18 protein-coding genes are annotated in these 23,416 nt (G+C 51.3%); 14 read left to right on the top strand and 4 right to left on the bottom strand.

Translation table 11 applies throughout. The annotated features are described in order from the left end of the window. Positions 1 to 44: 44 nt before the first annotated feature. The 6 genes from glnA to GC101_RS21715 all read left to right on the top strand — a co-directional run bounded on the left by glnA (position 45) and on the right by GC101_RS21715 (position 8,435). Positions 45 to 1,469: a type I glutamate--ammonia ligase gene (gene glnA / locus GC101_RS21690; protein WP_042135170.1), complete on the top strand. Its 1,425-nt coding sequence runs from the start codon at positions 45 to 47 to the stop codon at positions 1,467 to 1,469. Positions 1,470 to 2,311: 842 nt separating this feature from the next. Next, positions 2,312 to 5,056 (top strand): GH36-type glycosyl hydrolase domain-containing protein, encoded by a 2,745-nt coding sequence (locus tag GC101_RS21695; RefSeq protein ID WP_343049799.1) that lies wholly within the window; start codon positions 2,312 to 2,314, stop codon positions 5,054 to 5,056. Positions 5,057 to 5,297: 241 nt separating this feature from the next. Next, positions 5,298 to 6,182: a hypothetical protein gene (locus GC101_RS21700; RefSeq protein ID WP_171718930.1), complete on the top strand. Its 885-nt coding sequence runs from the start codon at positions 5,298 to 5,300 to the stop codon at positions 6,180 to 6,182. Between the two features lie 107 nt (positions 6,183 to 6,289). Continuing rightward, positions 6,290 to 7,381: a 3-phosphoserine/phosphohydroxythreonine transaminase gene (gene serC / locus GC101_RS21705; protein WP_171718992.1), complete on the top strand. Its 1,092-nt coding sequence runs from the start codon at positions 6,290 to 6,292 to the stop codon at positions 7,379 to 7,381. A gap of 159 nt (positions 7,382 to 7,540) precedes the next feature. Continuing rightward, a complete protein-coding gene (gene trmL, locus GC101_RS21710; protein ID WP_039303379.1) occupies positions 7,541 to 8,005 on the top strand; it encodes a tRNA (uridine(34)/cytosine(34)/5-carboxymethylaminomethyluridine(34)-2'-O)-methyltransferase TrmL in 465 nt (154 codons plus the stop codon). Between the two features lie 175 nt (positions 8,006 to 8,180). Further along, positions 8,181 to 8,435, top strand: a complete 255-nt coding sequence (locus tag GC101_RS21715) for an AbrB/MazE/SpoVT family DNA-binding domain-containing protein (RefSeq protein ID WP_039303382.1) — start codon at positions 8,181 to 8,183, stop codon at positions 8,433 to 8,435. Positions 8,436 to 8,792: 357 nt separating this feature from the next. On the opposite strand, the gene GC101_RS21720 is transcribed toward GC101_RS21715, so the two are convergent. Both GC101_RS21720 and GC101_RS21725 read right to left on the bottom strand, forming a co-directional pair. Then, the gene (locus GC101_RS21720) at positions 8,793 to 9,860 is read right to left on the bottom strand and encodes a phosphodiester glycosidase family protein (protein WP_076242662.1); all 1,068 of its coding nucleotides are present in this window, start codon (positions 9,858 to 9,860) and stop codon (positions 8,793 to 8,795) included. Next, positions 9,857 to 10,264: a hypothetical protein gene (locus GC101_RS21725; RefSeq protein WP_039303387.1), complete on the bottom strand. Its 408-nt coding sequence runs from the start codon at positions 10,262 to 10,264 to the stop codon at positions 9,857 to 9,859. The genes GC101_RS21720 and GC101_RS21725 overlap by 4 nt, the downstream gene beginning before the upstream one ends. 277 nt (positions 10,265 to 10,541) lie before the next feature. Between GC101_RS21725 and GC101_RS21730 the strand changes: the two genes are divergently transcribed. From GC101_RS21730 to GC101_RS21750, 5 genes are all read left to right on the top strand, one after another. Beyond that, on the top strand, positions 10,542 to 11,198 hold the full coding sequence (locus GC101_RS21730; RefSeq protein WP_076242663.1) for a response regulator transcription factor: 657 nt from the start codon (positions 10,542 to 10,544) through the stop codon (positions 11,196 to 11,198). A 67-nt stretch (positions 11,199 to 11,265) separates the two neighbouring features. Further along, positions 11,266 to 12,483 (top strand): aminotransferase-like domain-containing protein, encoded by a 1,218-nt coding sequence (locus tag GC101_RS21735; RefSeq protein ID WP_171718931.1) that lies wholly within the window; start codon positions 11,266 to 11,268, stop codon positions 12,481 to 12,483. A gap of 241 nt (positions 12,484 to 12,724) precedes the next feature. After that, positions 12,725 to 14,182 (top strand): glycoside hydrolase family 1 protein, encoded by a 1,458-nt coding sequence (locus GC101_RS21740; protein ID WP_171718932.1) that lies wholly within the window; start codon positions 12,725 to 12,727, stop codon positions 14,180 to 14,182. Positions 14,183 to 14,477: 295 nt separating this feature from the next. Then, entirely contained in the window at positions 14,478 to 15,332 is an 855-nt protein-coding gene (licT, locus tag GC101_RS21745; protein ID WP_171718933.1) for a BglG family transcription antiterminator LicT, read from the top strand. 148 nt (positions 15,333 to 15,480) lie between these two features. Then, positions 15,481 to 17,376, top strand: coding sequence for a beta-glucoside-specific PTS transporter subunit IIABC (locus tag GC101_RS21750; RefSeq protein ID WP_171718934.1), 1,896 nt, complete (start codon positions 15,481 to 15,483; stop codon positions 17,374 to 17,376). Positions 17,377 to 17,857: 481 nt separating this feature from the next. Here GC101_RS21750 and GC101_RS21755 read toward each other — a convergent pair whose 3' ends face one another. Then, positions 17,858 to 18,649, bottom strand: a complete 792-nt coding sequence (locus GC101_RS21755) for a DUF2161 family putative PD-(D/E)XK-type phosphodiesterase (protein ID WP_171718935.1) — start codon at positions 18,647 to 18,649, stop codon at positions 17,858 to 17,860. A 170-nt stretch (positions 18,650 to 18,819) separates the two neighbouring features. Between GC101_RS21755 and GC101_RS21760 the strand changes: the two genes are divergently transcribed. Then, entirely contained in the window at positions 18,820 to 20,715 is a 1,896-nt protein-coding gene (locus tag GC101_RS21760) for a PrkA family serine protein kinase (RefSeq protein WP_039304496.1), read from the top strand. Between the two features lie 630 nt (positions 20,716 to 21,345). Here GC101_RS21760 and GC101_RS21765 read toward each other — a convergent pair. Next, the gene (locus tag GC101_RS21765; RefSeq protein WP_171718936.1) at positions 21,346 to 22,062 is read right to left on the bottom strand and encodes a hypothetical protein; all 717 of its coding nucleotides are present in this window, start codon (positions 22,060 to 22,062) and stop codon (positions 21,346 to 21,348) included. 159 nt (positions 22,063 to 22,221) lie between these two features. Here GC101_RS21765 and GC101_RS21770 point away from each other — a divergent pair, with 159 nt between their 5' ends. Then, positions 22,222 to 22,809 carry a TetR/AcrR family transcriptional regulator gene (locus GC101_RS21770; protein ID WP_171718937.1) on the top strand — a complete coding sequence of 196 codons (588 nt, stop codon included), beginning with the start codon at positions 22,222 to 22,224 and terminating at the stop codon, positions 22,807 to 22,809. A gap of 144 nt (positions 22,810 to 22,953) precedes the next feature. Then, positions 22,954 to 23,406 carry a flavodoxin domain-containing protein gene (locus GC101_RS21775; RefSeq protein ID WP_171718938.1) on the top strand — a complete coding sequence of 151 codons (453 nt, stop codon included), beginning with the start codon at positions 22,954 to 22,956 and terminating at the stop codon, positions 23,404 to 23,406. Positions 23,407 to 23,416 lie beyond the last annotated feature (10 nt).

Below are 23,416 nucleotides of genomic sequence, written 5' to 3' on the forward strand. Positions count from 1 at the left end.
TACTGTGAGCGGCCTAATGTTCGGAACTTGGGGAGGAATAAAGCATGTCGGTTGAAAAAGTATTGCAGACGATCAAGGAGAACAATATCGAATGGGTGGATTTCCGGTTTGTAGATTTGGGTGGACGTGCTCACCACATCTCGCTGCCAGCATCCGCAGTTGAAGAAGAAACATTTGAGAATGGTGTAGCATTTGATGGTTCTTCCATTACAGGGTTCCGGGGTATTGAAGAGTCGGACATGGTAATGATGCCTGATCCAAGCACTACATACATCGATCCTTTTACAGCTCACCCAACGCTTAACATCATGTGTGACATTTTCACACCGGATGGCGAACGTTACGAGCGTGACCCGCGCGGTATCGCTGTGAAGGCTGAAGAGTTCCTGCAATCCAGCGGTGTAGGTACAGCGGCATTCTTCGCACCTGAGTCTGAATTCTTCATCTTCGACGATGTTCGTTATGAGAGCGGAATGAACAGCTCTTCCTACTTCGTTGATTCCGAAGAAGCAGCTTGGAACACTGGCCGTAAAGACGAAGGCGGCAACCTCGCATTCAAAGTAGGCGTTAAAGGCGGATACGTGCCTGTAGCTCCAGTGGATTCCCAACAGGATATCCGCAGTGAAATGTGCCGTTTGCTTGCTGAAGCAGGCCTTGAAATCGAACGCCATCACCATGAAGTGGCGACTGCAGGCCAGGCGGAAATCAACTTCCGTTTTGACACCCTGAAGAAAACAGCTGACAATCTCCTGACTTACAAATACATTGTGCAGAACACTGCACGTCAATACGGCAAGGTAGCAACCTTCATGCCAAAACCGCTGTTCGGTGATAACGGTAGCGGTATGCACGTTCACCAGTCGATCTTCAACGGCAGCGAGCCATTGTTCTACGAAAAAGGCTCTTATGCTAACCTGAGTGAATTGGCTCTGCACTACATCGGCGGTATCCTGTATCATGCTCCTGCATTGATCGCGCTGACTAACCCAAGCACCAACTCGTTCAAACGTCTGGTTCCTGGTTATGAAGCACCAGTTAACCTTGTTTACTCCAAGGGTAACCGTTCCGCTGCTGTCCGTATCCCGGTAGCTGCTGTAACACCTAAGGGCTGTCGTATCGAATTCCGTACACCTGACTCCACGGCTAACCCTTACCTGGCATTCTCCGCAATGCTGATGGCGGGACTGGACGGAATCAAGAAGAAGATCAACCCTGAAGAAATGGGTTACGGTCCACTGGACAAGAACATCTACGAATTGTCTGATGCAGACAAAGAGAAGATCCGCAGCGTTCCAGGTACACTGGACGAAGCACTTGACGCTCTGGAAGCTGACTACGAGTTCCTTACAGAAGGCGGCGTGTTCACTAAGGACTTCATCGATAACTACATCGCTCTGAAACGTTCTGAAGCTCAAGCCGTTGCGATTCGTGTTCATCCGCATGAATACTCCCTGTACTTTGATGTATAAGATAAGTTAACTTGAATAGAGCTTGATGAAGAAGCCCCCGAAATCTATTGATTCCGGGGGCTTTTTTTGTTGTGCTCTGGACACCAAAGCTGTACCTGTCCCGCCTATCAGTTGTGCCGAGCTATTCTGTATCTGTACGGGGAAGTAACTGGTATGGCCACAAATGATTGTAGGATAGCGGTATTGGCGGAACGGGGCGGTTGCAAAGGCCGGGTAGCTAATCGTGCCGGGACGGAGGAACATCAGTAACTTCACGCGGACTGAGAGGGCGCTATTTCGTCAAAAAAAACCATAACGGGGTCTAAACGGACTGAGATTCCGTTATGTTGTTCATTCGAGCCCGAAATGAGGGGGAGATGCTCATTTAAAGGAATCTGAGTCCGCTTGGCTAAAAAATAAGCCGAATTGGATCAAATAACGGATTCTCAGTCCGACTCTCTAACTTAGGGAGCGTGGAGAGTCCAGTCCGGCATGCTTATGAGTAGTCGTGATTTCGTGATTTTTCGTGTTATTTAATAGAATATATTCTATTAAATCTCAACTTGATCATATATAACGTTTACATTTCATGTGTATTTCAGATGTGTGAAATTTCACGCTTGTTTGTACTATGTTTAAGTCAGATTTATATAGAATATAAGACTGATAACGAAAGTGGTTTCGTCACGGATGAAATACACATAAAGGCCGTAATGTCAGCTTTTATAGTAACAATTTTGCACATTATAGAACATGAAAAAAACCTTTACAAAGATTTATAACGATGCAATAATGAAAAACGAAACCGATTTCGGAAAGTTCAAAATGCAATCTATCTTTGTAGTAGAGAGAGGATGAATACAGTGAATCACGATCACAAGATAAAATCAGGCTGGAGCTTCACCGGCAATAATGGGGATTTCAGACTGGAGCAGCCGGACCGGAGCAGTTTTTTATATTTTCCGCTGGTGAATGAGGGGGGCATGATGTCCTCGGTCAGCCCGAAGCTGCATGGTCAGGTGACTTCAGGTCATAATACATTCCTTACTCCGCCGCTCTCTGTGGAGGATCTGCACAATTCCCGCGCTTCCCGCAATTTCTGGGTATATATCGAAGGACAAGGCGCATGGTCAGCTACGGGAGACTCCGCCCGGCAGAATTCCGCGGTATATGGCGAGGGTGCTGATGAATCTCTGCTGGAAGCCGGACTGTTATGGCATAAAGTGACCCGGGGCAATAAGGAGCTGGGGGTAGGAGCACAGATCACGAGCTTCGTACCTTGCGGTAATGACAAAGTAGAGCTGATGAAGGTTGTGCTGACAAACAGCGGCACGAAGGAGCTCACGCTGACTCCGACGGCTGCCATTCCGCTGTATGCGCGCTCTGCAGATGATCTGCGGGATCACCGTCATGTTACTTCGCTGCTGAACCGGACTTATACATCCGCTTACGGAGTGGAGGTACAGCCGGCACTTTCCTTCGACGAACGCGGGCACCGGGTAAATCATACCTCTTACGGGGTATTTGGTGCTGCGGAAGGTGGAGCACAGCCGGTTGGCTTCTTCCCGGTGCAGGAGGAGTTCATCGGTGAAGGCGGAAGCCTGGACTGGCCGGAAGCGGTGGTACGCAATCTGGCTCCGGAGATTGGTGAAGGGGGCGGAATACACAAGGAAGGGTATGAAGCGCTTGGCGGACTGCGTTTTGCCGAGATTACACTAGCTCCAGGACAGAGCCATTCCTATGTAGTTGTACTTGCGATAGAGAATGACAGAATCGGCGTGCCGGCATTGATGGCCAAGTATGGCTCAACCGCTGCTTTTGATGCGTTATTGGAGGAGAATAAGACCTTCTGGGCAGAAAAAGTGAATACAGTAGAGTTCCATACGGGAGATCATGCCGCTGATGAATGGATGAAATGGGTAACTCTGCAGCCCGTGCTGCGCAGACTGTACGGCAACTCCTTCCTGCCTTATCATGACTATGGAAGAGGCGGCCGCGGCTGGCGTGATCTCTGGCAGGACTGTCTCGCTCTGCTGATCATGGAGCCTGCTGATGTGCGCAGCCTGCTGCTGAACAATTATGCCGGTGTCAGAATCGACGGCAGTAATGCAACGATCATCGGGCAGCAGCCTGGTGAATTCATAGCGGACCGTAATAATATTCCCCGCGTCTGGATGGATCACGGTGCATGGCCGTTCCTAACCACGATGCTGTATCTTGATCAGAGTGGTGATCTCGACTTCCTGCTGCAGGAGCAGACCTATTTCCGGGATTCCTTCATGAGCCGCTGCAAGGAACGCGATACGTCCTGGGAGCCCGGAGCCGGCAGCAGCCTGCGGACTGCAGCAGGTGAAGTATATACAGGCACCATTCTGGAGCATATCCTGCTGCAGAACCTGGTTCCATTCTTCAATGTGGGTGAGCATAACAATATTCTGCTTGAAGGTGCTGACTGGAATGACGGCCTGGATATGGCCGCCCAGCGGGGTGAAAGTGTAACCTTCACCGCTTTCTACGCCAGCAATCTGCTGGATCTCTCCCGGCTGCTGATCACGCTTAAGGAACGTACCGGTGGAGACACCCTGGAGCTCGCGGAAGAAATGAAGCTGCTGCTGGATTCGCTTGGCGAATCTATTGATTATGAATCTATCCCTGCCAAACACGGGCTGCTGGACCGCTACTATGCCGCAGCACCGAATAAGGTTAGCGGAATCCGTACCCAGCTGAAGCTGGAGCAGGTTGCAGCAGATCTGGCCCGCAAAGCGGAATGGATCTTCGATCACCTGCGCCGCAATGAATGGGTAACAAGCGGGCATGGCGACGGCTGGTTCAACGGCTATTACAATAATGACGGGGAACGTGTGGAGGGTGAGTTCGCTGAAGGTACCCGCATGACGTTGACCGGGCAGGTCTTCCCGCTGCTGGGTCATGCTGCTGCACCGGAGCAGATTGCAAGCATTGTCTCGGCGGTGGAGCGCAATCTGTTCGATGACAAAATCGGCTACCGGCTGAACAGCAACTTCGGCGGTATTCAGCAGAATCTGGGCCGTGCGTTCGGCTTCGCCTTTGGCCACAAAGAGAATGGAGCCATGTTCAGCCACATGACTGTAATGTACGGCAACGCGCTGTATAAACGCGGATTTGTTAAAGAAGGCCGTAAAGTACTCGATTCGCTGTACAGCCTGAGCGCGGACTTTGAAGTCAGCAGGATGTACCCGGGTATCCCGGAATATATCAACGAGCAGGGCAGAGGGATGTATACGTATCTGACCGGTTCGGCAAGCTGGATGCTGCTGACGATGGTCACGGAAGTATTCGGTGTCAAAGGCAAGCTTGGTGATCTGCTGCTGCAGCCAAAACTGGTTAAAGAACAGTTTGATGCTGAAGCCCGTGCATCTATCAAAACTATCTTTGCCGGACGCGAGCTGAAAGTCGTCTATACGGCTTCAGGAAGCGCTGAATACGGAGAGTACCAAATACATGCTGCGAAGCTGGACGGGGCTGAAGTAACGCTTCAGCGCGTCTCAGAAGGGGCTGTGATCTCGCGTAGCCTGCTGAGCGCCCTGCCTGAAGGCCAAGTCCATCTGCTGGAGGTTGAACTGGCGTAACGCCGGACGATAGGAATTTAAGACGCCTGCTCTGCCGGTCCGCCGGGAGTGGGCGTTTTCATATGAGATGCCCTATAAACAGTGCAGTAGCTGCGGACAAGAGCGTAACTTCAGGAAACCTGCAGGAAATTGCAGCCGGAAGCTTGTGTATTCCCCGTAATAACGGGTAAGCTTAGAATCCATAGGTTAAGCATAGGTCGATCATAGGCCAAACATAGAAAGTAGAAAGGAAGGGCATTAAGTGGCACATATTCTATCAAACGGAATACTTACAGTGGAGATAGCAGAGCCGGGAGCATATAGCGGCACCCGGTTTGATTGGAGCGGTTTTATTACAGGAGTGACTCTGGAGCAGGGGGGGCATACCTTTTGTGTGCCGGAGAGTCTGGTTCCGGGACAGGGCAGCGGAGGCATAGGCTTGTGCAATGAGTTCGCCATTTCCCGGGCAATCGGCTATGAGGATGCCGCTGCCGGTGAGTGGTTCCCGAAGCCCGGGGTCGGGCTGCTGCAGAAGCAGAGCGATGAAGCATACGATTTTTTCGGGAAGTATCCGCTTATTCCCTTCACCATAAATCAAGAGCTCAGCAGGCATTCGGTCACTTACACCGTCCAGCCGATGGAGTGCCAGGGCTACAGTATGCGGCTGACTAAGACGATTACGCTGAATGAGGACCGGCTGGATATTGCCTACGGGATCGAGAATGTAGGGGACAAGCCGCTGCGCATAGAGGAATATATTCATAACTTTGTCGGAATCAACGGCGCGGCTGTCGGCGGGGAATATGAGCTGAGGCTGCCGGGCACACTCCGTATTGCAGCGCCGGAATCCTCATATACGGACAATTTGCTAAGCGTGTCCGGTAACAGTCTTACATGGAAGGAGGAGCCGGACCGTCCCTTCTATTGCAGGCTGGAGGGCTGGGAGAACGCGGCGGCTGATCATTATTGGGAGCTCGTCCATAAGCCAAGCGGCGCCGGAATCCGGGAGAGCGGGGATTTCACGGCGGAACGGATCATTCTATGGGGGGAGAAACATGTAATTTCTCCCGAGGTTTTTATTGACATCACCATTTTACCGCGTCACAGCAAGGGTTGGAAGCGCAGCTATCAATTTTTTGCCTCCTGAAGCCTGCCCTAGCTTACCTCCTATGTGAATAATTATACTTGCTGCTGTTTAATGTTATCTGCTATCATAGCGATATCCATATTCATAGGAGAGAAAGGGTGGGAGTAATTTTGAGCAAGAGAGCATACAATTTTAATGCCGGACCGGCGGCACTGCCGCTTACAGTATTGGAACGTGCACAAGCGGAGTTTGTTGAATTCCGGGAGAGCGGAATGTCTATTATGGAGATGTCACACCGCGGAGCTATATACGAATCCGTGCATAATGAAGCTCAGGAACGCCTGCTTTCACTCCTCGGCAATCCGCAAGGCTACAAGGTATTGTTCATTCAAGGCGGAGCAAGCACACAATTCGCTATGGTTCCGATGAACTTCATCTCTGCAGGCCAGGTCGGCAGCTATGTCATGACAGGAAGCTGGGCGGATAAGGCCCTGAAGGAAGCCAAGCTGGCAGGCGGCGGGCATGTTGCCGCATCCTCAGAGGATAAGAAGTTCCTGGCGATTCCGGAGCTTGGCAGCATCAAGGCTGCTGACAATGCCGCATATCTGCATGTTACCTCGAATGAAACGATTGAAGGGACACAATACGCAGAGTACCCGGATGCCGGTTCTATTCCGCTGATCGCAGATATGTCCAGTGACATTCTGAGCCGTTCCTTCGACATCAACAAATTCGGTCTGATCTATGCAGGTGCGCAAAAGAATCTGGGACCTTCGGGCGTCACTGTAGTGATCGCCAAGGAAGAGCTGATTTCCAGTTCTCCTGCGAATATTCCGACGATTCTGCGGTATGATACACATTATAAGAACAACTCTCTCTACAATACGCCGCCATCCTTCTCTGTATATATGGTTAATGAAGTGTTAAAATGGATTGAGGAACAGGGCGGGCTTGCCGGTACCGAAGCCAAGAACCGTGATAAAGCAGGTCTCCTCTATGACTATATCGACGGCAGTGACGGCTTCTACCGCGGAGTTGCGGAAGAAGGCAGCCGTTCCATTATGAATGTAACGTTCCGGATGCAATCGGAGGAGCTGGAGAAGCAGTTCATCAAGGCTTCCGAAGCGGAAGGATTCGTTGGCCTCAAAGGCCACCGCAGCGTTGGCGGCTTGCGTGCCTCCATCTATAATGCGGTTCCTCATGAGAGTGTTAAGGCACTTGCCGATTTCATGAAGCATTTCCAGCAAACTCAAGGTTAATGAAAGAACGCTCCTGACCTTCCGCCTGGCGGTGGAGGGTCTTCTTCTTGCCCGCAGCTCAGGATTTCCGGGGTCCGCCTGTACCTGGAGTCATCATCAAGAATTCATTACAGGGCCAAGTAAGTCTTTAGGACCCTACAGAGAGGAAGCATCCGAATTATGGCATTACACATTGTGCTCGTAGAACCGGAAATTCCGGCGAACACAGGCAATATTGCCCGCACCTGTGCGGCTACGGGAACCCATCTCCATCTCGTGCGTCCCCTCGGTTTCCGTACAGATGATGCAACACTGAAACGTGCCGGACTCGATTATTGGCATGCGGTAACTATTGAGTATCATGATTCCTTCAGTGAAGTACTTGAGAAGTATAAGGAGGGCCGCTTCTTCTACGCCACCACTAAGGCGGAGAAGCGTTATACGGATTTCACCTTTCAGGATGGTGATTTCTTTGTGTTCGGCAAGGAAACCAAGGGACTGCCCGCAGATATTCTGGAAGCCGGCAAGGAAACCAGAATGCGCATGCCGATGAGCGAAGCAGTAAGATCGCTTAATTTATCTAATTCTGCAGCGATTATTGTTTATGAAGCACTCCGGCAGATGGATTTCCCGCAACTTTTCTAAAAGTTGACATCAATTTTTATTTTTTTCAGCAGGATTCGACATTTTAGTAACGAAATAGTTAATTAGTGCCGAAATAAGTAGTATAGAACGTGAGCTTAAGAATGAGAGTTCTCATTCTTAAGTTTATCTTATGTAGCTACTAATTATCAGTTGAACAGGAGAGTGTAAGTTAGATATGAAACCTGCTGGCGTTGTACGTAAAGTAGATCAGCTGGGTAGAATTGTTCTGCCTAAGTCCCTGCGTAAAAGGTATTCAATGAATGAAGGCGACCCTGTAGAAATTCTGGTTCAGGGCGACCATATCATTCTGGAGCGTTACCGTCCGAAATGTGTCTTTTGCGGAGGTATGGAAGGCGTAAGCGAATATAAAGACCGTTATATTTGTGCAAGCTGCCTTTCGGAAATGACTCAATTGCCAAGACACGCGTAAGTACAAACAGTATTACTATCTACATAGGAGAAGCGCTGAACGGCGTCCTTTAACAGGCTGCTGATTGGAAAAGGCTTTTCTTCACACCAAAAAGAGCGCCGCACATCAGTGCGGTGCTCCTTTTTTTGTAAACGCTCAGCGGACTCTTATAAGCCCTTGGTCTTGTCGTCGTTGTAGGAAGAAGTAAGGATGCCGGCCAGAAACAGCAGAAAAACCAGGGTCACGATCCAAAAAGTCAGGGAGAACGACATGCTGTGCACCTCCGTTAGTGACTGTTATTCGTTAATCTGATTATACGCTTTCATTCCGCAAAAATAAATGAAAATGTGATTTATGGCATTGACGAACTCCAGTCACTTACTTGAAGAACAGGAAGTTCGTCGGTACACGCCGCAAATTGCCGTCAGAAGGGTTATTGATGACCTTCCCCCGGAAGATCAGCGAGGAAGATCCGCCTCCATCGAGATTGTAGGCATCAATGACGCCAAGGTTATACAGCTTGTCCTGAAGCTCTGCCAGAGTAGCCCCGGAATTGCCGTTCTCGTCATAACCGTCGGCCACCAGGATGAGCAGCTGATCATCCTTGAAGTTGCCGATCACGGTGCGCGGTGCGCGCTTCGGAGTGAGCTGCCATTTCTGCGGGATCACAGTCTTGGTGTGATTCTTCAGCAGAACCGGCACGAAGGTGGCGCCAAAAACGGGCTCCAGCTGATCCAGCTGTGCCCGGCTGCTGAACTTGCCGCCGATCAGCTGCCCGGACTTGTTCAGGCCGACAAAGCTGAGATCCTTGTAGCTGGGTTCGAAGCCGTACAGATACTGGCCGCCGACAATGGTTGTAGACAGCGGATATCGCTTGCCGTTCTGATCGGCGAACCCGCCGGCGTTGATGCCTGCGGATGCACCATAGCGGTTCACGGCCTGCATGGTGGTCTCGGATGCGCCAGTGCCGTCACCGGCCAGACTCATCTTCATGGCAGCAGGATCCTTCAGCCTGATCTTTAACGCGTATGCTTTATAGTTTCCGGGGTTCAGCCGGTACAATTCAATGGTAATCCGGTCACTGGTAATTACATCGGCAGGTATGCCCAGCCGGGAGGTAATCCTGTTATTGTAGATCCGCTCCGGGCGGGAGGTCTGGGCTGCCGCCGTACTGACCAGCGCATTCATGGCATTCGTGGTCTGCTTGTACAGCAGGGCACTGGCGCTGATCGAATCGATGGTGTAAGACGCATAGCTCTTGGCTACGGCCAGATCCTGCTTAAGCTTAGCGGTCTCACTAACAGGGCCGGAGACAGCAGTAAAGGGTCCGGTATCCAGCTTGAGGTCGAGCGGCGGCTGATACAGCCACAGGCAGAGCAGCAGTCCGAAGAGCGGCGCGGTCAGGAGCATGAAGAAACGGTTTACTCTTTTGACAGGAGTCATCATTTGAGCAGATCCATCTCTTTCTTAAGCGCATCCAGCTGTTTCTTGACCTCGCTTAATTGTGTATACAGTTTGTTGCTGTTGTCTGTCTTGTTGCTGGCGTTATCTTTGGTGAAGGTCAATAATTCATTAAAGGTCTGCACCGTGCTCTGCAGTTCCTTCACCTGTTCGGTCAGGACGGCGATCTTGGATTCGTAATCGGTCTTCAAAACGGTAAGCTGCTGCTGGCTTTGTGATCCAAGCTCGCTCAGCACCTGATCTTTCAGATGGTTTGTGTAGCTGTACACGGCATAAACGCCGAGTGCAATCATCAAAATCCAGAACAGTAGAAACCATTTTACGGAAGGTCCGCTTCTCTCTGCGCTCCGGCGCGAGTGTACCCGGGTCGATTCCGCTAGCGGTTGCATTTTATCACCTCAAGCCATTTTTTTTCAAGTCCCCATTCTATCAGACTTTTACTATTTTCGCAAAAGTGAAAGAGCTTGTGAAAACAAGAAAAAGTAATTGCATCCTGTTAAACTACTGCGATACAATTTCTATAGATTGGAATATCTGAGGGGCGTATTCAAGGTAAAAGTAGGAAGAACAGACAAGACATCATAGTTCCTTGCTTGCGTGTTAACCGGAAACGCTTATCGCGCTTTCCATTCTGGTAAATTATATAGATAGCAGGAGGTCTGGGCATTGATGAAAGTCTGGCGGGTGGTCATCGTGGGATGTCATCCCACAAGTATGTTGGGAACAAAATTGATTCTGGAAGAAGGGGGAGAGCTGGAGGTTGCAGGTATGTATTCCACCTGGAGCGAATGCGTTTCCATGGTGCGCGATACCGGGCCGGACCTGGTACTCAGCGATTATCAAATGCCGGAAGGAACGGTAGAGGATGTTCTGCCAGAGATGAAGAAGAGCTCACAGAGCTCCCATTTTATAATTATGACCGAAGAGAATGATAAAGAAATGTTTCAGCCGCTGATTGAGCTTGGGGCCAGCGGAGTGCTGTCCAAGGGGGCGACTCCGAATCAGCTGCTGCAGATGATTAGCGGAATCCGTGAAGGCTTCCTCTCCATTCCGCTCGAATGGATTGAGAAGGGGTTGCGTCCGGTGACCTCTTCCAGAGGGCTGGATGCTGTAATGCAGCTGACACAGACAGAGATGTTTATTATGGAACGCATTGTGCAAGGAATTACATACGATAAGATCGCCCTGGAGATTGAAGTCAGCCGCCGCTCGATCGATAACTATCTGCGCAAGATTTATGTTAAGCTGGAAGTATCTACGAGGGCACAGGCGATCGAGAAATTCGCCCTATTCTCAAGACAGAACAAGCAAATCTACGCCTGATCCCCGTATAACGACATAATGCCGTCCGGGCTGGAATATTCTTAAACCAGAGTAAAGGGGGGAGCGTATGAAGTATGAATTTTCTGCGCGCGCACATACGTTGTTGTCATCACCACTGCTGAGCATCCGCAAACAGACGCGGCGCGGCACGCTGATCTCGCTGGCGGAAGAGCTGCCGGCGGAGGAATTATTCCCGTTGCCGCTATTGTCTGAAGCGGCATCGACGGTGATATCAGCAGATGCCGGAGCTCTGCAGTACGGCGATCCCGAGGGCTATGGCCCGCTGCGGGAGTGGCTTACCGGAGATTGGCTGGGAGGCAAGGGGGTTAATGTGGGCGAAGGCGGAGTTCTTCTGACAACGGGAAGCCAACAAGCCATCGATTTGCTGGCCAGAGTCTATATTGATCCAGGTGACCGGGTGCTGGTCGAGAATCCGACCTCTCCGGGCATTCTGCAGGCGCTGCGGATGCAGGGTGCCGTGATCATTCCGGTGCAGGGGGATAAGGACGGCCTGCTGCCCGATCATCTGCGCAGCGGAATCCGCCAGCACCGGCCCAAAATGCTGTTTGCCACGCCGAGCTTTACCAATCCGAGCGGTGTGCTGTGGAGCCTTGCGCGGCGTAAGGAAATCCTTGAGCTGTGTACCTCGCATAACGTGCTGATTATAGAGGATGATTCTTACGGTGATCTGCATTTCCAGCGTTATGATGAGCATCCTTCCCTGAGATACCCTTCCCTCTACGCGCTGGAGAATGTCAGCGAGGGCGGGCATGTGCTGTATATCGGTTCATTCAGCAAAACGGTTGCGCCGGCGCTGCGGACGGGCTGGGCGGCGGGAAGCCGCGAGCTGATCGGGATGATGACCGCTGCGAAGCAGATGGCGGACTGGCAGTCCAGCTCGCTGAACCAGCGGCTGCTGCATCATCTGCTTAGTGTAAGCGCCTTTGATCTGCGGGAGCATATCACCCTGCTGAACCGGGAATACAATACCCGCCTGAAGCTGATGGCCGAGCTTCTGAAACGCCCGGCCTGGAAGAGCAGCGTGTATGATATGCCGGTTGGCGGGATGTTCCTCTGGGTGTCGCTGCCGGAGGGGCTGGATGCCATGGCACTGCTGCGTGCCTCATTGGCTAAAGGCGTAGCCTTTCTGCCCGGACCACTCTGCAGTGTAAGCGGAGGCTCGGACCGGATCCGGCTTAACTTCAGCCACCCCGGCCGGGATGAGCTGCTGCTGGGCATGAATCTGATGAGTGAAGCGGTATCGGAGTTTACGGCGCGGAGCTGAGAGGAGCGCAGCAGATTTTAATTTGAAATTTCACGGGTGCTGTGTTAGGCTGAAATCAATTAAATACTCCATAAACACATCGTTTACTGGATTGTTACTGGCCGGGCCAGGCAAAACCTAAACTGATGGTGACTGATTTGAACCCTTTAACCGGGGCTTCAATGACATTGCCATAGGTTTAGGTTTTTCTGTTTTCCAGGCCTGCTGATCTGAACAACAACTTGGAAAAGGGGTAATGACAATGGCTGCAGTACAAAACGGATTTCCTGAGAATTTCTTATGGGGCGGCGCAACCGCTGCCAATCAGCTGGAGGGGGCTTTTGACCAGGGGGGTAAAGGGTTGTCGACCGCAGATATGATCGCCTTCGTGCCCAAGGATAAACGCCAGGGAGATCATTCGATGGAAATCTCCACCGAGCGGATCGCCCGGATTCTTGCCGGAGAGACGGACGACTGGTTCCCGAAACGTGAAGGCGTTGATTTCTATCACCGGTACAAAGAGGATATCGCCTTATTCGCCGAGATGGGCTTCAAGGTCTTCCGGATGTCGATTAACTGGGCACGTATTTTCCCGAATGGCGATGATGCCATGCCGAACGAGCAGGGCCTGCAATTCTACGATGATGTATTCGATGAACTGCTTAAATACGGCATTGAGCCGCTCGTGACCCTGTCTCATTATGAGACGCCGCTGGGACTTACGCAGAAGTATAACGGCTGGGCCAGCCGTGAAGTGGTCGGCTTCTATGTGAAATATGCCGAAACTGTATTTACCCGCTACAGAAGCAAGGTGAAATACTGGCTGACCTTCAACGAAATTAATGTGATGCTGTTCAGTCCATACACCGGAGGCGGCATCCTTACCGATCAGGTGGAGAACAAGCTTCAGACCGTGTTCCAGGGACTGCACCACCAGTTTGTGGCAAGTGCTCTGGCAACCAAGCTGGGTCACGAGATTATTCCCGGCTCCCGGATCGGCTGTATGCTGGCTAGAATGGAGAGCTATGCGAATACCTGCAATCCGGCAGATGTGCGCAAGAGACAGCAAGAGGACCAGATGAATCTGTTCTTCACTGACGTGCATGCGCGCGGCAAGTATCCCCGTTACATGGACCGTTATTTTGCCGAAAATAACATTGTGATCACCCGCGAGCCGGGAGATGATGAGATTCTGGCTGCGAATACAGTGGACTTCATCTCGTTCAGCTATTATATGACGCTTACGGTATCTGCCGGTCCGGAAGGCGAAGCTACCGCAGGGAACCTGCTTGGAGGAATCAAGAACCCTTATCTGAAAGCCTCCGATTGGGGCTGGCAGATTGACCCGGTGGGTCTGCGTATCACTCTGAACAACCTGTACGACCGGTACCAGAAGCCATTGTTCATTGTGGAGAATGGACTGGGTGCTTTTGACAAGGTAGAAGCAGACGGGGCGGTTCATGACCATTACCGGATCGATTATTTGCGTGAGCATATCAAGGAGATGAAGGAAGCGGTGAAGGATGGCGTGGAGCTGATGGGCTACACAGCCTGGGGGCCGATTGATCTGGTCAGTATGTCTACCTCGGAAATGTCCAAACGCTACGGATTCATTTATGTAGACCTGGATGATACCGGAAGCGGCACGCTGAACCGCAGCAAAAAAGATTCTTTTGAATGGTACAAGCAGGTTATTTCATCGAATGGTGAAATTTTATAACATCGTTGGGGCAAGCTTAAGAAGCCCAAGATCTTAAGTAAACCGTTTTCATAAAAGTATTGTCAATTTCATAATGATATGCTAAGATGCTGCTACAGGTGAAATAACTGGATTGTTACTGTTCATTCAGGCAAAACCAGAAACGGGCATTGTTGATGCCGTTTTGGTTTTGCCTTTTTTTATCCTATTAGGAAGTATATATTTGGAGGTCCCTGCAAAGTACCTGAGTTCGTATCCATGTTATATCCCCACTTTGTGGGGTGATTTTATTACTCTGACGGTGTAAGGTGATGGAATGAAAATTGCTAAGGTGCTCAACAACAATGTTGTAACTGTAATCGATGCCAGCGGGAAGGAACTGGTCGTAATGGGCCGGGGGCTTGCCTTCAAGAAGCAGGCTGGTGATGACATTGAAGAGGACAAGGTTGAGAAAGTATTCTCTCTGGAGAATAAGGAAGTATCACAGAAGCTGATGTCGCTGCTCTCCGATATTCCGATGGAGTATGTGGAATGTACCGATGAAGTGATCCGTTATGCCGAAACGGTCCTGGGAGAGAAGCTGCATGACAGCATCTATATCTCGCTCACGGACCATATCCATTTCGCCATCGACCGCCACCGTCAGGGGCTTCAAATCAAGAATGCACTGCTATGGGAAATCAAGCGGATGTACCGTAAAGAGTTCTCCATTGGACGGAAGGCGCTGCAAATCATTGAGGAACGGCTTGGCGTGCTGCTGCCGGAGGACGAGTGCGCTTTCATTGCAATGCATCTGGTCAATGCGCAGATGAATGGTGAAATGCGTGAGACGGTGAGCATTACGAATATTGTGAAGGACATCCTAAACATTGTCCGGCGGACTTTTCTGATTGAGCTGGATGAAGAATCGCTCGGCTATTACCGTTTTTTGACCCATCTGAAATTCTTCGCGCAGCGGGTCGTTCAGGGTACCGCCGCTGAGGACCGGGATAAGGATCATGCGCTGCATGATCTGGTTATGCAGCAGTACCCGGCAGCATATGCCTGTACGATGAAAATTGCCGACTACACACGCAAGATTTACAAGCGGGTCTTGTCTAAGGAAGAAATCCTCTACCTGACTATCCATATTGAACGGATTAACCGCAATGAAAATGATGTAACTGAATAATGTGGGGCAGGATTGCTACTCTACCCGGAGGCAAAACCTAAACCCGGACAGTGATGAGCGTAAGTATGCATCACGGACCGGTGTTTAGGTTTTTATTTTGCCAAAAATACACAATAAACAACATAATAGACTAAAGGAGTTAGCCCATATGAATAAAAATGAGCTGTCTAAAGAAATATTGCGGCTGGTCGGCGGAGAAGAAAATATCGATCAGGTCACCCATTGCATGACCCGGCTGCGCTTCAATCTGAATGACAATAACCGTGCCGACAAAGCGGCGCTGCAGAAGACGGACGGGGTAATGGGAGTTATGATTAACGGCGGGCAATTCCAGGTCATCATCGGTAATGATGTGCCGGTAGTCTACAATGAGCTGGTCGGCAATATGGCGGGTTCTCCCGAGAAGAAGACCTCCGCTGAAAAGGTAGACAAGAAGAAGCAGAATCCGCTCAGCAAGCTGTTCGATTTCATCTCGGGGATCTTCACACCGATCCTTCCGGCCATCACCGGCGCGGGGATGATCAAGGGGATTGTAGCCCTGCTCGTGGCGCTGGGCTGGATGGGTACGGATAACTCTACTTATGTCATTCTCTCGGCCATCGGCGATGGTGCCTTCTACTTCCTGCCGATCGTCCTGGCGGTCAGTGCTGCCCGCAAGCTGGGCAGTAATATGTACATTGCTGCAGCAATAGGGGCTGCGATCCTGCATCCAACGGTTACTACGCTGCTGGGGTCCGGGGAGACTGTCACGTTTGCTTCGCTGCCGGTGGTAGCCGCAACCTATTCCTCATCCGTGATTCCGATTGTCATTGCGGTATGGCTGGCTTCCTATGTGGAAAAAGCAGTAGATAAAATCACCCACGCCTCCCTGAAGCTGATTATTGTTCCAACGGTAACACTGCTTGTCATTGTGCCGCTTACCCTGATTGCTGTCGGCCCGCTGGGCGTAATTATCGGGGACGGCCTTACCGGAGGAATCAGCTGGCTGTTCGAAAATACCGGCCTGTTCGCAGGACTGCTGCTCGGCGGAACGATGTCATTGCTGATCATCACAGGGATGCACTATGCACTTATTCCGATCATGATCGCTTCTATTGCCCAGCTTGGTTATGACTATATGATTCCAATTATGATGGTTGCTAACTTTGCCCAGGCGGGCAGTGCGCTTGGTGTCTCGCTGAGAACCAAGAACAGCAAGCTGAAATCTCTATCGATGTCCACTAGTATTACTGCCTTTATGGGGATTACAGAGCCTGCTATGTATGGCGTGAATATGCGCCTTAAGAAGCCGTTCATCTCAGCCCTGATCGGCGGAGCTGTCGGCGGTGCGTTCCTCAGCTTGTTCAAAGTCAAGGCTTATGTCATCGGCGGACTTGCCGGGCTCTCCGGGATTCCGATGGTTATTGGAGCGACCTTCGTCTATTCGGTCATCGGCTTTGCGATTGGTGCTGCGGTTGCGGCTGTCGTCACTTATATTCTGGGCTTTGAAGATGAGCCTGAGGCTGCTGCAGCGCCGGTTGTGGAAGCAGCACCTCCGGTAGCAAGCGTGACGGCTGCGTCTGCTGTAACGCGGGTTGAACCGACGATGGTTAATGAAGAAGTGTTCAGTCCGATTGCAGGTGAAGTGAAGCCGCTGAGTGAAGTGAATGATCCGGCGTTCTCCGAAGAAATTATGGGTCAGGGTTTTGCCATTCAGCCCTCCGAAGGCCGCGTAGTATCGCCGGTTAACGGAACGGTGTTCTCGCTGTCGAAGAGCGGCCATGCGATTGGTCTGGTCAGTGACAACGGAGCGGAAATGCTGATCCACATCGGGATCGACACCGTGAAGCTGAAGGGACTGCATTTCTCGCCTAAGGTTACCGCTGGAACCAAGGTGTCTGTCGGCGATCTGCTGATGGAGTTCGATCATGTTGAGATCGAGAAGGCAGGCTACAGCACCATTACGCCGGTCATCATCACAAACATCCAGCAGTATAAGTCAATCCTGCCTTCCGGCCGTTCCTCTGTTAAGGAGAAGGAGCTGCTGTATACGGTGCTTGCTTAGGCACGGTAGCTGGAAGCTGAAAAGTTAGATAGCCGAAAAGCCAAAAGCATAAGGCGTGTGTGACTGCAAGGTGTGGGAGGATGTAGGGCTGAGACTTGTAAGTCTGGCGCGAAAGTAATGGAAGAACGACTGGAACAACGATTACAAGAACAAGTGAAAGAACTAGGGTGAAAAAAAGGAGTTGTCTCGCCACGCAGGGGGTCTGCGTACGGGATGACTCCTTTTGTATCTGTATGCGTATGCGTGTCTTTTTGCTCTGCCCAATTCTGCTCTACCCTTCTTCACGGAATAGGTGGAAAAAGAGCATTTAATTCTTCTGAAACTGGAGATTTCAGGAATTTAAATGGAAATAATACATCTATTGATTCGGAATTCGCCATTCGATTCGAAATCAGATCAATTAGATGCCTTTTATCCAACTAAACCGTTCTGACGGGATAAAGTCATGAAGTTAAGTGCTATTATTCCACTTGTTGGGTGGCTACAGCTTGCCCGCACTGATCTCCGCGATCGCCGCGTATTCGATCAGCGCTGCAGTGCCGGCGGCCGTGAGCGTGTAGCGGCCGCGTTCGACCCGGAAGAACCACGCATAGTAGTTCTTCTGCAGGTAGGCGGCGGCGCCGGGCACGCCGCTTCTCTTGCGCAGCGCGGCGGGGGTCACGCCGCGCGGGGCCTCGGGCGCGCCGCCCAGCGGGGCGCGCCCGTCTGTGAGGCCGGCCGCGCCAGCAGCGGCTTCGGCCTCGAGGGCCTGCAGCGCGGCGGCCACGCGCAGCGCCTTCTCGCGGTAGGCCGTCACGAGCTTGACGCGCGTGCTGCCGCCGGTGTTGTAGTCCCCGCTGCGCTCGCGGAACTCGTAGAGCAGGCGCTCGCGGCGGCGTACGGCGCTGCGGGCCTGAGGCGGCGCCTCGCCCGGCTCCGCGAGCACCTCGACGAGCGGGGCCTTCGTCTTGTAGAAGACGACGGTGATCAGCCCGAGTCCGAGCCGGCGGCACAGCCCGCTGAGCTCGCCCCAGCGCTGGTTCACCGCGCCCTTCTTATCCCGCACGCGTTCCACGGCGAGATAGACGTTCGGGCTGAGGCGCAGCCGTTCCACCCCCTGCAGCAGCAGGGCGAGGTTGAACGATTTTTTCATCTCCACGATCAGCGGCTGATCCTCGTCCTCCCGGATGCCCACCAGGTCGCAGGTCCGCACCTCACCCTTGATGTCATAGCCCTGCCGCTCAAAAAAACTCTTCAAAGGAGCATACAGCTCCGTTTCCTGTTTGATCGCCATTGTACTCACTCCTGCGCTCTTAATGCAGCATAATTATTTAAGGGAAATCATGATTCTCTATTATAGCACAGCAAAAAAGAGGTCAACTATTCCGGGCTCGCCGCATAGGTATGTAATACACTTTCTAAGCTTGGTGGAGCAAGTAGGAGCGCAAGAGGAGGCAGCGAGCCATGGATATTTTTGAGCGTATAGCTTCGTATCGGGCTGAGAACGACCGTTTGGCGTGGAGCGGCACTTTCAAGGACTATATAGAACTGCTGAGACTAGATCCCTCTCCCGCAAAAACGGCTCATTCCCGCGTATACGACATGATCAAGTCACACGGCGTCGAGGACATCAACGGACGTAAACGGTATAAGTTTTTTGAACAGGAGATCTTTGGGCTGGACCGTGCGGTAGAGAAGCTGGTGGAGGAATATTTCCATTCCGCCGCCCGGAGGCTGGATGTGCGCAAACGGATTCTGCTGCTGATGGGACCGGTCAGTGGAGGCAAGTCAACACTCGTCACTCTGCTCAAACGCGGACTGGAGCAATATTCGCGTACGGATGCAGGTGCGGTATATGCCATCGCGGGCTGCCCGATGCACGAGGATCCATTGCATCTGATTCCGCTGGAGCTGCGGCCGGAGATCGAGCGGGAGCTGGGTGTACGCATCGAAGGCAATCTCTGCCCGTCCTGCCAGATGCGGCTGAAGAATGAATACCAGAGTGATATCGAACAGGTTGGAGTTGTCCGGGTGCTGTTGTCGGAGGAAGAACGGGTAGGTATCGGGACCTTCAGTCCGTCCGATCCGAAGTCGCAGGATATTGCTGACCTGACGGGCAGTATCGACTTCTCGACCATCACGGAATTCGGCTCGGAATCCGATCCGCGCGCCTACCGCTTCGACGGGGAGCTGAACAAGGCTAACCGTGGGGTAATGGAGTTCCAGGAAATGCTGAAATGCGATGAGAAATTCCTGTGGAATCTGCTGTCGCTGACCCAGGAGGGCAACTTCAAGGCCGGGCGCTTCGCGTTAATCTCGGCGGATGAGATGATCATTGCCCATACCAATGAGACCGAGTATAAATCCTTCATTTCCAATAAAAAGAATGAGGCTCTCCAGTCGCGCATGATCGTCATGCCGGTGCCTTATAATCTGCGGGTATCGGAAGAGGAGAAAATCTACGCTAAGCTCATCGGCCAAAGTGATATGAAGCATGTGCATATTGCCCCGCATGCGCTGCGGGCGGCGGCGATCTTCTCGATTCTGACCCGGCTTAAGGAGAGCAAGAAGCAGGGCATGGACCTGATCAAGAAGCTGCGCATGTACGACGGCGAAGAGGTAGAGGGCTACAAGGAAGCCGATCTCAAGGAAATGCAGACCGAGTACCTGGACGAAGGCATGTCCGGCATCGACCCGCGTTATGTCATCAACCGTATCTCCAGCGCCTTGATCAAAGGGGACCTGCAGTGCATGAACGCACTGGATGTGCTGCGGGCGATCAAGGACGGCCTGGACCAGCATCCTTCGATTACGAAGGAGGAACGCGAGCGTTACCTGAACTTCATTTCCATTGCCCGCAAGGAATACGATATTCTCGCCAAAAGCGAAGTGCAGAAGGCGTTTGTGTACTCTTTTGAAGAATCCGCCAAAACCCTGTTCGAGAACTATCTCGACAATATTGAAGCCTTCTGCAACTGGTCCAAAATCCGTGACCCGCTCACGGACGAGGAGATGGAGCCGGATGAGCGGCTGATGCGCTCCATTGAGGAGCAGATCGGCATTTCCGAGAATGCCAAGAAGGCCTTCCGCGAGGAGATCCTGATCCGCATTTCCGCCTACTCCCGCAAGGGCAAGAAGTTCGAGTACAACAACCACGACCGGTTGCGCGAAGCCATCGAGAAGAAGCTGTTCACCGACCTGAAGGATATCGTCAAAATCACCACCTCCTCCAAAACGCCGGATGAGAGCCAGCTGAAACGCATCAACGAAGTCAGCCGCCGCCTGATCGATGAGCACAACTACTGCCCGATCTGCGCCAATGAGCTGCTGAAATATGTCGGAAGCCTGCTGAACCGCTGAAGCTATCAGAGAATAGGGTATGGACTGCCTGCTGGCGGTCCTTTTTTTTAGATATAAGATTCGCTATAAGTTATTCTTCTATTTCTCGCTGAAACGGATACCCTCCTCTTAAGGACGGTATCCGTTTCCACTTGAATATGCGCCAGTATTAAAATATAGCAGTTGGATTTTCTCCACTTGCTGATGAACAACAGAGCCTTGCTAAAACAGCAGTTGGAAAAAGAGCACTTAAATAGTTTCATATCACTCAAAGTCGCTGAAACCCTGAGCAATAGATGTCATTTTTCCAATTAATAGACTATAAACCTCCGAAATCGAATAATTAAGACACCTTTTTCCACTTGCTTGTGGGAACAGCTGGTTTCCAGACCTACAGCCAGCTCAGTGATCCTTCTGAAAGTCGCCGGCGGTTCGCTAAAACTCAGCGGAACTTTCATATACAGATACTGTTACTGAACAGATGTTGAGCGGACGAGGTATAGTCTTGAAAAAGGGCGGTAAAGCCGTTTCCAATTGAAATATAATTTATATGCTTCACGCTTGTCCGTATGTATACCGGCGCACGGAGAATAGGGGCTGACCGCCCCCTCCTGCACTAAAAGTCAGGGGCGGATCAAACCTCCGGCCCGGTTACTCCTTGGACTCCTTATCCTTGCCGCCAATGGTAAAGCCTAATTGTCCGTTATATTTGCCTACCTGTCCGGTAACGTCTATGCCTGCGCCCTGACCTCCGCCGAGCTGCGCCTTGGCCTGTGCACCGAGCCCATTGTCACCGCCGAGCTGCAATTGGGTCTGGAGCCCTGCACCTTGACTTAAGCCCAGATGGCCGCCGGCCTCTGCACTCAGACCGTGTTCACCTCCGGCTTGTGCCCCCGTATGAAAATTGGCTCCCTGGCCGCCGCCGAGCTGGGTAGCTGCCTGGGCCGCCAGCCCGTACTTGCCGAAGGCCTGGGCTTCTGCATTAAGCCCAAGACCCTGGCCGCTGTCCAGATGGGTGTTACCTTGTGCCTGGATTCCATAGGAAGTGTTCCCGATATGGCCGCCTGCATGCATACCAGCGCCGGTGTATTTTACATTCCCGCCGGCATTTACACCGATGCCGTGTTTACCGCCCACTTCGCCTCCGGCATCGACATGAATTCCCTGCCCGCTGCCCACATCTGCGTTCATATGCCCTTTTACGAAATCGTTTTTGACACTTTGGTTTTCTGTTGCCGGAAGGATTTGACCGGGTTCTGAGCGGACAAGATGGTAGTAATGCGAGTAAGGGAAGGAAGTGTTACGCGGAGAATAAGGATATGCGGATGGATAAGCCTGACTGCTAGGATATTCGTTATCAAAGGTCATAAGGGTACCTCCATTATTCAATTAATTACAACAGCCTATTCATCGCAGCATTGAAGTGATACGATTCAGAGTAGTTAAAAGTGTGTTGTAATGACAGCAGCGCTGTGCTACATTATGAATGAATTAAATATTATTCACTCAGGCACGGAGGGCTTACGGATGGAAGATAAGAAGGCTGAGATTTTCAGATGCGGCAAAGAGCTGTTCAGCTCTAAAGGCTTCAAGGACACCAATATTTCCGACATCACCAAAATGTGCGGGTTCGCTGTAGGCACGTTCTATAATTATTACGCCTCGAAGGAGAAGCTGTTCATCGATATTTATCTGCAGGAGAACGAGAAGCTGAAGCGGAGCATCCTGCAGTCTTCGGTCAACCTGGACGACGAGCCTGCCAAAGTGCTCAAAGAAATCATGGCGCTTAATTACAGCGGGATCAATACGAATCCAATCCTGAAGGAATGGTACAACAAAGCTCTTTTCAGCAAGCTGGAGAAGGAATTCTATGAGCATGGCGGTATAGAGGGCATTCATGAAATGATGAACAGCGGCACGCTGGAATTAATCCGGCACTGGAAGACCAAGGGGAAGATCAGAGAGGATCTGGAGGACGGCATGATTCTTGCCTTATTCAACTCCGTGCCGTATATCGACATTCACAAGGAAGAGATCGGGGTGAGCTATTTTCCGCAAATCCTGGACTATTTAGTCGAGTTTATCATGAAAGGCTTGACGGATACACAGCATTGACAAAGGTCTCCGGCTTCGTTTGGCCGGTGGCAGAATACACTATTAAATGTTCAGTGGATGTACTGGGCATTTTATTCCGGTTTGAAATGAATGAATTTAATTATGTTCATTCATATTTTAAATATAACGAATTGAGGCGCCATTATGAAGACTATCATTATTTACAGATCAGGCCGCAGCATGAACACACAGAAGATTGCAGCCGCTATGGCTGAAGTGCTGGGTGCAGATTTGGCCAAAGTGGAGGACGTTAAGCCTGAGATGCTGTCCGGATATGACCTGATTGGCTTGGGTTCAGGCATTTACGCCTCCAAAATCCACCGCAGGATGTTCAAATTCATCAAGAGGATGCCGCTCCGGGACAAGAATGTCTTTATTTTTTGCACATCCGGGTCGGGAGAATTCAAGAATAAAGCGCTGGTTGAGGCCAAGCTGGCGGCTAAAGGCTGTAACGTCATCGGTGATTTCAACTGCCCCGGGGAATTCAGCCCGCTGGGCTTCAATCTGGATAAAAAGGGGCATCCCAATGAGCAGGATTTCGCGGATGCCCGCAAGTTTTCAGCTGGATTATTAGATAAAGCTTCCTTAATCAGCTAGAGTAATGCAG

This window comes from Paenibacillus phytohabitans (assembly GCF_013141775.1).
GTDB classification, from domain to species: Bacteria; Bacillota; Bacilli; order Paenibacillales; family Paenibacillaceae; genus Paenibacillus_AQ; species Paenibacillus_AQ phytohabitans.

Bases quoted from the DNA above. Each gene is read 5' to 3' on its own strand.
- glnA (WP_042135170.1), top strand. From the start codon at position 45: ATGTCGGTTGAAAAAGTATTGCAGACGATCAAGGAGAACAATATCGAA.
- trmL (WP_039303379.1), top strand. From the start codon at position 7,541: ATGGCATTACACATTGTGCTCGTAGAACCGGAAATTCCGGCGAACACA.
- GC101_RS21715 (WP_039303382.1), top strand. From the start codon at position 8,181: ATGAAACCTGCTGGCGTTGTACGTAAAGTAGATCAGCTGGGTAGAATT.
- GC101_RS21720 (WP_076242662.1), bottom strand. From the start codon at position 9,860: ATGATGACTCCTGTCAAAAGAGTAAACCGTTTCTTCATGCTCCTGACC.
- GC101_RS21725 (WP_039303387.1), bottom strand. From the start codon at position 10,264: ATGCAACCGCTAGCGGAATCGACCCGGGTACACTCGCGCCGGAGCGCA.
- GC101_RS21735 (WP_171718931.1), top strand. From the start codon at position 11,266: ATGAAGTATGAATTTTCTGCGCGCGCACATACGTTGTTGTCATCACCA.
- GC101_RS21740 (WP_171718932.1), top strand. From the start codon at position 12,725: ATGGCTGCAGTACAAAACGGATTTCCTGAGAATTTCTTATGGGGCGGC.
- licT (WP_171718933.1), top strand. From the start codon at position 14,478: ATGAAAATTGCTAAGGTGCTCAACAACAATGTTGTAACTGTAATCGAT.
- GC101_RS21750 (WP_171718934.1), top strand. From the start codon at position 15,481: ATGAATAAAAATGAGCTGTCTAAAGAAATATTGCGGCTGGTCGGCGGA.
- GC101_RS21755 (WP_171718935.1), bottom strand. From the start codon at position 18,649: ATGGCGATCAAACAGGAAACGGAGCTGTATGCTCCTTTGAAGAGTTTT.
- GC101_RS21760 (WP_039304496.1), top strand. From the start codon at position 18,820: ATGGATATTTTTGAGCGTATAGCTTCGTATCGGGCTGAGAACGACCGT.
- GC101_RS21765 (WP_171718936.1), bottom strand. From the start codon at position 22,062: ATGACCTTTGATAACGAATATCCTAGCAGTCAGGCTTATCCATCCGCA.
- GC101_RS21770 (WP_171718937.1), top strand. From the start codon at position 22,222: ATGGAAGATAAGAAGGCTGAGATTTTCAGATGCGGCAAAGAGCTGTTC.
- GC101_RS21775 (WP_171718938.1), top strand. From the start codon at position 22,954: ATGAAGACTATCATTATTTACAGATCAGGCCGCAGCATGAACACACAG.